Source organism: Curtobacterium guangdongense (assembly GCF_049341845.1).
GTDB lineage: Bacteria > Actinomycetota > Actinomycetes > Actinomycetales > Microbacteriaceae > Curtobacterium > Curtobacterium guangdongense.
The window spans coordinates 156,120-162,680 of the sequence record NZ_JBMPIT010000009.1; the positions used below are offsets into that span (position 1 = coordinate 156,120).

The following is a 6,561-nucleotide window of genomic DNA, read 5'->3' on the forward strand; positions in this document are numbered from 1 at the left end:
CGCGGACGACGTCAGCCGATGCGGATCAGCTTCTTGTTCACGAACTCGTCGGCCCCCAGGGGGCCGAGCTCGCGGCCGAAGCCGCTGGCCTTGACGCCGCCGAACGGCAGCTCCGGGCTGTCCGCGCCGACGATGTTCACGTAGACCATCCCGGCCTCGATCCGGTCGGCGACCCTGAGCGCCTGCTCGGCGTCGGTCGTGAACAGGTAGGAGCCGAGACCGTACGGGGTGTCGTTCGCGAGCCGGACCGCGTCGTCCTCGTCGGTGACCCGGTAGACGGCCGCGACGGGGCCGAAGAACTCCTCGCGGTACGCGTCGTTGTCCGGTGTGACGCCGGTGAGGACGGTCGGGGTGAACGCGTTGCCGGAGCGCTCGCCGCCGGTGACGACGGTCGCACCCTGCTCCTTCGCCGCATCGAGCTGCTGCTCGAGCCGGTCGGCGGCCGCCGGGGACGACAGCGGCCCGAGTTCCGCGCCGGGGGTCGTCGGGTCGGTCGGAGCCACGGCGGACATCGCGTCGGTGAACTTCGCGAGGAAGTCGTCGTACAGGTGGTCGGCGACCAGGAACCGCTTCGCGGCGTTGCAGACCTGCCCGTTGCCCTCGAGCCGGGTGGCGACCGCGGACTCGACCACGGCGTCGAGATCGTCGGTGGACAGCAGGATGAAGGGGTCCGAACCGCCCAGCTCGAGGACGACCTTCGTCAGGTTCCGGCCGGCGATCTCGGCGACGGCGGCTCCGGCACGGGCCGAGCCGGTGAGGGAGACACCCTGCACGCGGGGGTCGGCGATGACGTCCGCTGCCTGGTCGTTCGTCGCGAAGACGTTCGTGTACGCGCCCTCGGGGAACCCGGCGTCGTGGAAGATCCGCTCGACCGCAAGGGCCGACTCGGGGCACTGCGGGGCGTGCTTCAGCAGGACGGTGTTGCCGATGAGCAGGTTCGGGCCGGCGAACCGGGCGATCTGGTACGCCGGGAAGTTCCACGGCATGATGCCGAGGAGCACCCCGACCGAGTCCTTGCGGATGAAGGCGCTGCCATCGGAACCCGGAGCCAGGGTGATCGGCTCGTCCGCCAGGAAGTCCTCCGCGTTGTCGGCGTAGTAGTCGTAGATGTCGGCGCAGAAGTCGACCTCACCGATCGCCTGGTCGATGGGCTTCGCCATCTCGCGGACGATCGTGGCGGCCAGCTCGTCGCGGCGCTCGCGGTAGAGGTCGGCGACCCGGTGCATGATCGCGGCGCGGTCGGCGACGGTGCTGGTGCGCTCACGGTGGGCGCGGTCCGCGGTGTCGATCGCGGCGCGGAGCTCCTCGTCGGTGATCGTCGGGTAGGTGGCGAGCACCTCGCCGGTCGTCGGGTCGGTGACGGCGTAGTCGGTCATCGTTTCCTCTCAGGCTTGTTCGTCGGTCAGCTGCTTGTTGACGCCGGTCACCGGCTGGTTCTCGTCGAAGCCCTTCGGCTGGACGCGGAACCCCTTCGTGATGACCAGGAGGTACACGAAGCCGATGGCGGCCCACACGCAGCCGGCGATGAGCGCGTCGGCGTGCAGCTGTGACCAGAGAACACCGGTGAGGAGCATCGCGACCCCGGGGAGCACGATGTACGCGAACCGGTCGCGCGCGGTGTGGCGGCGGCCCTGGCGGACGGCGAAGTGCACGATGACGGTCGCGTTGACGAACGTGAACGCGATGAGGGCGCCGAAGTTGATGTACGACGAGATCGTGTCGAGCGAGAAGGTCATGGCGAGCAGGGTCACCGCGCCCACGATGACCACGTTCGGGATCGGCGTCCGCGTGCGGGGGCTGACGTAGCCGAACACGCGCTTCGGGAGCACGTTGTTCCGGCCCATCACGAGCAGCATGCGGGCGACGCTGGCGTGCGATGCCAGTCCCGAGGCGAGTGCCGCGACGAACCCCGCTGCGACGAGGACCGCCTGGAACACGGGGCCCCCGACGATCAGCCCGATCTGGGGGAGCGGGTCGTCCGTGAACTCGCCGAAGGGTGCGTTCGTCGGGAAGCGCAGCTGCGCGAAGTACGCCGACACCAGGAAGATCAGGCCGCCGATGAGCACCGTCATCAGGATGGCCTTCGGCATGATCCTGATCGACTTCGCCTCTTCGGTGTACATCGTCACCGCGTCGAACCCGATGAACGAGAAGCAGACGACGGTGGCGCCGGTGAGGAGCGCCGACATCGTCACGCCGTCGTGCACGAACGGCTCGGTGCTCGCGATGGTCCCGGCTCCCGCGCCGTGCACGAGCTCGATCACCGTGAAGACCACGAACGCGATCATCGCCAGGATCGCGCCGATGAGCAGGACCATGTTGAGGTTCGACGTGCCGCGCATCGACAGGCAGATGACCGTGGTGACGAACACCGTGTACACGACGACCGTCACCCATGCGGGCAGCGCCGGGAAGACCTGCTCGAGGTAGAGCCGGATGATCAGCGCGTTCACCATCGGGAGCAGGAGGTAGTCCAGCAGTGACGCCCAGCCGACCATGAAGCCGGCGTTGGGGTGGATCGACTCCCGCACGTACGTGTAGGCGGATCCGGCTGCCGGGTAGACGCGGACCATCTTCCCGTAGCTCACGGCGGTCAGGAGCATGATCACGAGGGCGATCAGGTAGGCGCTGGGCACGGCGCCGTTGGTCTCACCGGACACGATCCCGAAGGTGTCGAAGACGACGGTCGGGGTCATGTAGCCGAGACCGAGGCCGACGATCGCCCAGAGCCCGAGGCTCCGCTTGAGGGACCCGCCGCGCGCTGGTGCTGCCGGGGCGGTGACCGCGATGGGTGATGCCATGGGCGTTCCTCCTGAGCGTTCGGTTCGGAGCACAGTACCGACGCCACGGGCTCCGCCGGACCCGCCGTGACGTACACCGGCGCCCCGCTTGCTGTACTCCGGGGCGATTGCAGACCAGCACCCCCGTGGATGCCGGGAACCAGCCGCCGGGGAGCGTCGAGAACCCTCAGGAGCGGCGATCTCCCGGACGGCGGACTTCCCGGCGGTGCTCCCTACGATCGGCTTTCCCATGCAACGGACATCTCGCTCCCAGACCGTCACCGTGGTGGTCGTCGTCCTGGCGGTGTTGACCGCGGTGAACCTCGGCGTGTCTGCGACGTGGTGGACCAGGGCTGCCGCGGGTTCCCCGACGACATCCGGTGTCGCTGCTCCGCCGGCCTCGGCCACGACCGCGACCCCGACCGCGAGCCCGAGTGCGATCTCGACCGCGGTCGCGACCGCCGAGCCTCCCGCCGACGGGATCCCGGCCGCCGAGGCGCCGGGGCAGACGGTCGCTCCGGTCACCGCAGACCTCGCGACCACGTGGACGCCTCCCGACGGCATCCCGACGGTCGGGCGACTGCTCCGCGTCGCGATCCCGGCCACCCGGTCGCACTTCCACGCGCGTGACGCCCTGCTGTGGTTGCCGCCCGCCGCGCTCACCCCCGATCCGCCGCACCTGCCCGTCGTGGTCCTGATGTCCGGCCAGTCGAAGGGCGCCGGACCGGAGGACCTGCAGACCGGCGGGCACATCGAGGCGACGATGGACGCGCTCGCCACCCTGCATCGAGGGCTCGCACCCATCGTGGTGGTGCCGGACCAGCTCGGCCCGGAGTCGGCCAACCCGATGTGCGTGGACGGTCCGCTCGGCAACAGCGCCACCTACCTCGAGGACGACGTACCCGCGTGGATCACCTCACACCTCAAGGTGCAGTCGGGGGCCGCGGCGTGGACCATCGGCGGGTTCTCGCAAGGCGGGACGTGCGCCATCCAGATCGGCGCAGGGGACCCGGAGCGGTTCGGGAACCTCATCGACGTGTCGGGAGAGGACGGACCGAGCATCGGACCCGTCCAGAAGACGATCGCGGAGGGGTTCTCCGGCAACGCCGCGGCCTACCGACGAGCGCAGCCCGCGGCGATCCTCGCGGCGCACGGGCCGTACCGCGACACGGACGCGTTCTTCGCCGCCGGCGGTGACGACCACGTCTACGGGCAGGTGACGCCCGTGCAGGCGCAGCGGGCGCGGGCCGCCGGGATGCACGTCACCACGTGGATCCTCCCGGGCGGCAGGCACAGCTGGAGCACCGCGGGCCCGGCGATCGCCGCCGGGCTCGCGTGGCTGGCACCACGGCTCGGCGTCGCACCGAGCTGAGCCCGGCGACTCAGGCGGGCTGCTGCTGCGTGATGCAGTGCAGGCCGCCGCCGCGGGCGAAGACCGCTCGTGCGTCGACCGTGCGGATCTCACGGCCCGGGTAGACGTCGGCGAGGACGCCCCGTGCGCGGGCGTCTGCTGCTTCCTCGCCGAACCCGCACGCGATCACGGCGCCGTTCACCACGACGTGGTTCACGTAGTTCCAGTCCACCGGGCCGCCGTCGTCCGTCAGGGTCGCCGGTGCCGGGATCTCGACGATCGTGGCGTCGATGGCCTGTTCGATCGCCCGACGGATCATCGGCATGACGAGGTGGTCCGGGTGCCCGGGGTCCGGTTGCGCGTGGAGCAGGACGACGTCGGTCGCTGCTCCCGCGAACGTGGCGACCATGTCGACGTGTCCACGGGTTCCGAGCCCGTCGTAGTCGCGCGTCAGGCCCCTCGGCAGCCAGATCACCTCCGTCGCACCGATCGTCCTGGCGAGTTCCTCCTCGACGCGGGCGTGGTCGGCGTACGGGTTCCGCCGCGGGTCGAGCTGCACCGTCTCGGTCACGAGCACCCGGCCTCGGCCGTCGACGTGGATCGCGCCGCCCTCGTTGACCAGCAGCGACGGGATCCGTCGGACACCGGCTGCCCGTGCGACCGTCGCGGCGATCTCGGCGTCGCGGGTCCACGTCGACCACGAGTTCGCGCCCCAGCCGTTGAACACCCAGTCGACGGCACCCCGTTCGCCGGTCTCGTCGTCGACGACGAAGGTCGGCCCGATGTCGCGCATCCAGAAGTCGTCGAGCGGCGCCTCGAGCACGTCCACCGAGCGGGACAGCAGGCGGTCGGCGTCGGGTCGTGCGACCGGGTCGACCACCACGGTGACGGGCTGGTACTCGCTGATGGTGTTCGCGGTCGTCGCCCACGCGGTGCGCGCGGCCTCGGCGCTCGCCGGATCGTCACCGAGGGTGTTGCCCGGTCGCGGGAACGCCATCCACGTCCGCTCCTGCGGAGCCGTCTCCGCCGGCATCCGCCAGGTCACGAGACCGCTCCGGTCGCCGTCGGCTGGTCCGGGATCGTTCGATCCGGGATCGTTCGATCCGGGATCGTTCGATCCGGGATCGTTCGATCCGGGATGGAGGCTCGGATCGCCTCGGTCGCGCCGTGGTCGTCGCGGACGGGGTCGACCGGGGCCACCAGGGAGTCGTACAGGTCGGGTCGCCTGGTCAGCGCGAAGGGGAACAGTCGGAGCCACTCGGTCCGGGCCTCGAGGTCGAGGTCGGCCACGAGCACGACACTCGCGTCACGAGGTGCCTCGACGAGCACGCGACCGAACGGGTCGGAGATGAAGGACGATCCGTAGAACGTGATGTCGCCCTCGTCGCCCCACCGGTTCGGGACGACCATGAACTGCCCGGCGGTGATGCCGTTCGCCACGATGACGTGCCGCCAGATCGGTGCGGTGTCGAACGCGGGGAAGGTCGGCTCGGAGCCGATGGCCGTCGGGTAGACGAGGACCTCGGAGCCCGCGAGGTCGTAGGAACGGGCGACCTCGGGGAACCACTCGTCCCAGCACGTCGGGAGTCCGACGCGGGCCCCCATCCCGGGCGGCTCGTAGACGGGGAAGGCGTCGTCGTCCCGACCCGGGCGGAAGTAGGTGTCCTCGTAGTACCCGGCGCTGATCGGGATGTGCGTCTTCCTGGTGCGTCCGACGAGTGAACCGTCCGGCGAGACGAGGACCGCCGTGTTGTAGCCGCGCGGGTCCTCGGGGTCGTCGTCCTCGGCCGGCCGCTCGTACAGCGATGCGTGCACGAGGATCCCGTGCTCCCGGGCCTGTTCCCGCGCGAAGGTGATCGTCGGGCCGTCGTCGATCGACTCGGCGAGGTCCTTCGGGACGCCGCTCGCCGGGGTGTCGCCGGGGTACCGCAGCAGCGTCAGCTCGGGCAGGAACACGGCCTGCGCTCCGTTCGCTGCGGCTGCGGCGATCCCATCGGCGAGCTGCGCTCGGTGCGCTGCCGGGTCCTCGAGCCATCGCATCTGCACGAGGGCGACACGGGTGGCCCGACGGGGGCCCGAGCTCGGGTCGCGGAGCGGCGATGCGAGGTCCTCTGCGGTGACGACGTCCATGGCGCCATTGTTGACCACATGATCAACGAGCGCAATGGTCACGGAACGGTCACGAGGAGAATCCGGTCCAAACCATTTCCGCTGGGGTGCCGAATCCCATGCACAGACCGGGAAACACCCGGAGCGCTCACCAGCCGCAGATAGCTGGTTCTCCACTCCTTGTCGGAGTGTGTTCGGCGCGCTTTCAGTACGCCGCGCCGAGCGCGACACAGCAAAGGAATGACCATCATGCGCAAGTCCCTCAAGACCACCATCACCCTCGCCACGACGGGTGCCCTCGTCCTCGGCGGTGCCGCGTTC

General features: G+C 70.2%; 5 protein-coding genes. 1 reads left to right on the top strand and 4 read right to left on the bottom strand.

Features of this window, described 5'->3' with window-relative positions; genetic code table 11:
- Positions 1–11: 11 nt before the first annotated feature.
- Positions 12–1,376 carry an NAD-dependent succinate-semialdehyde dehydrogenase gene (locus ACO0E1_RS15550; protein WP_422874997.1) on the bottom strand — a complete coding sequence of 455 codons (1,365 nt, stop codon included), beginning with the start codon at positions 1,374–1,376 and terminating at the stop codon, positions 12–14.
- A 9-nt stretch (positions 1,377–1,385) separates the two neighbouring features.
- Positions 1,386–2,801 carry an APC family permease gene (locus ACO0E1_RS15555; RefSeq protein WP_422874998.1) on the bottom strand — a complete coding sequence of 472 codons (1,416 nt, stop codon included), beginning with the start codon at positions 2,799–2,801 and terminating at the stop codon, positions 1,386–1,388.
- 229 nt (positions 2,802–3,030) lie between these two features.
- On the opposite strand from ACO0E1_RS15555, the gene ACO0E1_RS15560 reads away from it, so the two are divergent.
- Positions 3,031–4,152: an alpha/beta hydrolase gene (locus ACO0E1_RS15560; RefSeq protein WP_422874999.1), complete on the top strand. Its 1,122-nt coding sequence runs from the start codon at positions 3,031–3,033 to the stop codon at positions 4,150–4,152.
- 10 nt (positions 4,153–4,162) lie between these two features.
- Here ACO0E1_RS15560 and ACO0E1_RS15565 read toward each other — a convergent pair whose 3' ends face one another.
- Together ACO0E1_RS15565 and ACO0E1_RS15570 are read right to left on the bottom strand one after the other, a co-directional pair.
- Positions 4,163–5,176 carry an agmatine deiminase family protein gene (locus ACO0E1_RS15565; protein WP_422875000.1) on the bottom strand — a complete coding sequence of 338 codons (1,014 nt, stop codon included), beginning with the start codon at positions 5,174–5,176 and terminating at the stop codon, positions 4,163–4,165.
- Positions 5,173–6,261 carry a nitrilase-related carbon-nitrogen hydrolase gene (locus tag ACO0E1_RS15570; RefSeq protein WP_422875001.1) on the bottom strand — a complete coding sequence of 363 codons (1,089 nt, stop codon included), beginning with the start codon at positions 6,259–6,261 and terminating at the stop codon, positions 5,173–5,175. Before ACO0E1_RS15570 ends, ACO0E1_RS15565 begins: the two co-directional genes overlap by 4 nt.
- Positions 6,262–6,561 lie beyond the last annotated feature (300 nt).

Excerpts from the sequence above, each read along its gene's own strand:
- ACO0E1_RS15550 (WP_422874997.1), bottom strand. The coding sequence starts at position 1,376 with ATGACCGACTACGCCGTCACCGACCCGACGACCGGCGAGGTGCTCGCC.
- ACO0E1_RS15555 (WP_422874998.1), bottom strand. The coding sequence starts at position 2,801 with ATGGCATCACCCATCGCGGTCACCGCCCCGGCAGCACCAGCGCGCGGC.
- ACO0E1_RS15560 (WP_422874999.1), top strand. The coding sequence starts at position 3,031 with ATGCAACGGACATCTCGCTCCCAGACCGTCACCGTGGTGGTCGTCGTC.
- ACO0E1_RS15570 (WP_422875001.1), bottom strand. The coding sequence starts at position 6,261 with ATGGACGTCGTCACCGCAGAGGACCTCGCATCGCCGCTCCGCGACCCG.